This is a genomic window from Mycobacterium sp. E3247, assembly GCF_001667785.1.
Classification (GTDB): Bacteria; Actinomycetota; Actinomycetes; order Mycobacteriales; family Mycobacteriaceae; genus Mycobacterium.
The window spans coordinates 1-3,372 of record NZ_LZJG01000485.1 but is presented as its reverse complement, the minus strand read 5'-3'; the positions used below and the strand labels follow the sequence as shown (position 1 = coordinate 3,372).

Here is a 3,372-nt window from a genome sequence, read left to right as displayed (position 1 = left end):
CCGGCGACCCAATCGGCGGCGCCCCCGAGCCCGCCACCAACGGAGCACTCTTGGCCACCCACATCGTGGTCTCCGTGGGCCCGTAGACGTTGACCATCACCCGCCCCGGCGCCCACCGGTCCACCACCGCCGCGGGGCACGCCTCGGCCCCCACCACCAGCGCCGCCTCCAGCCCCTGCGGGGACAACACCCCCACCGCGGACGGTGTCTGGGTCAACACCGACACCCGCTGCCCAATCAACAACGCGTGCAGGTCATCCGCGCACCGCACCACGGCGTCGGGCACCACCACCAGGTGGCCCCCGTGCAAGAGCGCACCCCAGATCTCCCACACCGAAAAATCGAAGGCCAGGGAATGGCACTGCGACCAGACCTGTCCCGCCGCCAGCAATCCATCACCGGCCAGCGCCTCGAACAGTTGCGTCACGTTGCGGTGCGTGACCGCCACCCCTTTGGGCACGCCCGTCGTGCCGGACGTGTAGATCACGTGCGCCACGTCGTCTGCGGCCGGCCCGACCGGCGGGTCGCACGGTTGGCCCTCGATCGCCGGATCGTCGATTTCGACCACGACGCCCAGGGACCCATCCAACCGCGGCCGCAGGCCCGGGGAAACGATCACCGCCACCGGTGCGGCGTCGGCGAGCATGAACTGCACCCGGTCCGCCGGCGACGCCGGATCAATCGGCACGTAGGCGGCCCCCGCCTTGAGCACGCCCAGCACCGCGGTCACCGCCTCCCCCGACCGCTCCGCCAACAGGCCCACCCGCGTCCCCCGACCCACGCCGCGCCCAATGAGCCAGTGCGCCAATCGGTTCGATGCCTCATCCACCTCGCGGTACGACCAGGACCGCTGCCCGCACGAAACGGCGGGAGCCTCGGGCGTGCGAGCCGCCTGAGCCGCGAACAGCTCAGGAATCGACACCGCCGGCGGCCCATCCGGGCCCAGGGCGGGCCGATTGCCCCACTCGTCCAGGCGCACCCGCTCGGTCTCGTCGAGCACGTCGATGGACCGCAACCGCCGCGTCGCATCCGACGTCAACGCCACCAACACCCGCTCCAGGCGGCCCGCCAGATAGGAGACGCCGAGGCTGGCGAACGGCTCCCACGCGCCCGCCGTACTGAGGAACAGCTGGTCGCCGTCGGTGGAAAAGATCAAACCGAAACCAGTTGCCTGCCCCGAGTTGGTGTACGACGCCGAGGCTGTGACGCCGCCGAAGGGCAGGGTGAACGCGGACGGGAGAAAATTGACGCTCACCCGTTCGGGCGGCCCCGCCGAGCCGCGGGTTTTGCGTTCCAGCGCTTGCACCGGAAAGCGTTGGTGCTCAACCGCTTCCCGGACCCGTGCATCCACGTGTCGGCAGAACTCGACGACGGTGAGCTCTGGCGAGACGCCCAGCACCAGCGGCACCACACCGGCGACCATGCCCGGCAGGGTCTTCGACTCCGGACGGACGCGCCTGTTGACGGGGAAGTCGAGCACCACCTCCGAGCCGTCTCCGCTCCACTCCCGCACCACCAGCGCGCACGCTGCCGTGATCACCGACGTCTGGGACACCCCCCACACCTGGGAGAGCTTGTTGACCCGGCGAAGGATGCCGGTGTCCAAGGCGACCGGCGCGGACGGCCACGGATCGCGCTCGCCCGTAGACCGCGGCGCCCGATGGTGGGCCGCGTCGTTGGCGGGCAGGTGCTGCGTCCAGTAGGCCTCGTCGTCCCGGTAATCGCCGGACGCCTCGTAGCCGGACTCGCAGGCGATCAGATCCTGCAGCGAGCCGAAGACGGCCGGAGGGATAGGCGCGGCGGAAACGATGGCCGAGTAGATGGAGGCGATGCGGTGCCCGACGAGGGCGACACCGGTTCCGTCGATGACGATGTGGTGGCAGCACGCGAACAGGTGAAATTGGTCGGCGCGGGTCTGGAAGAGGGCGAACCGGAACAGCGGGCCCGTGAGCGACATGGGCGTCCGCTGGATGGACAACGCCGTCCGCCGGGCCTCCGTGACGGCATCGCGGGAGCCGGTGAGGTCATGGAACGCGACCTCGACGTCGGGGTAGTCGACCGCCTGCTGGAAGACCTGGCCGTCCGCCTCGACGAACGACGCCCTGATGGGTTCGGCTTCTTCCAGCGCTTGTCGGATCGCCCACTTCAGCGCATCACGGTGAACCCTGCCGTTGATGGTGACGAAGAGGCCGATCTGCCACTCCGTGCCGGAGTGGCCGGTCTCCTGCGCGAGCCAGATATCTAGTTGCCCGCGAGTAGGCGGAAGTGCCCGGTCACCAAGCTCCATCCGACTTCCCAACCATAGGGCTCACCCTCGAAACCCCCGGTTGCCGGCGCCGCTCGACCGAACTCCTCCGCAATGCCTGTTCGGTCCCGCTTGATGTAGTTGACACACGCGGCGTGGTCCGTGCCGGATCCTCGCCGCTGTTGCCGCTCGTCGCCGCTAAGAAGGCGGATCTGCCGCTGTCGCCATGGAGCGAGCCGACCCCAGTATCTCCGTCAACTTAGTCAACATAGGTGCAACAGTCCGAAAGGTTAACGGAAGATCACGATCAAGCGCTAGGGGTTTCTAAAAACTCCCAGGAACCCGTCAGACATCCAGGGAAGTCGTCGCAAAAGATACGAGAAGGATGTTTCCGGCCCCCAAACCGACCCTACGAATTGGGACGGCCGTGCGGCGCCGTCCCAATTCGAGGTGTGCGTGGTTAGAGCAGGCCGAGCAGCTGCAGGTCGGTGACGTACTTGACGATCACCGGCGGCGCGATGTGCGGAATGTCGTTGTCGGCGCCGATCTTGGCTTCCTGCACCGCGGCGCGGAACCGGTCGGTCGGGGCGAACGACCCGCGGGCCGGCTCCGGCGCCTGCAGCTGGTTGTAGCCCGGCACCTGCAGCATCTGCAGGACCGAGTGCTTGCGCTGGTGCTCCGGCAGTTCGCGCAGGGCGGCCTCGAACCGCTGCAGCCACTCGCCGAAGTCCTCGATGCGCTCGATCGGGTAGCCGGCCTCGATCAGCCAGTCGACGTACTCATCGATGCCGATCCCGTCGTCGTGCGGGTTCATCACGTGATAGGTCTCGAACCCTTGCATCACCTGGGCGCCCAGCGTGGTGACCGCCTCGGCGACGAACTCCACCGGCAGCGCATCGAAGTGCGCCCGCTGCCGGTTGCCCTCGGCATCCAGCTGGTAGAACGACCGCGGCGCGATGCCGGTGGCCACCAGGCTCAGCACCATCCGGGTGAACATGTCCGACAGGTTGAACTGGCCGGCGTAGCTGGTGTCGGACAGGATCATGTCGGAGCGGAACACCGAGACCGGCAGCCCGCACAGGTCGTGGGCCTCGCGCAGCAACACCTCGCCGGCCCACTTGCTGTTG

The 3,372-nt window shown here is 68.3% G+C and carries 2 protein-coding genes; both read right to left on the bottom strand.

Annotation, left to right across the window (positions count from 1 at the left end):
- The coding region (locus tag A9X04_RS23580) for an AMP-binding protein (RefSeq protein ID WP_156764512.1) at nucleotides 1-2,287 on the bottom strand (2,287 nt) is incomplete at its 3' end.
- 418 nt (nucleotides 2,288-2,705) lie between these two features.
- Nucleotides 2,706-3,372 (bottom strand): SDR family oxidoreductase (locus tag A9X04_RS23575; protein WP_156764511.1); only part of this gene is annotated, 667 nt, incomplete at its 5' end.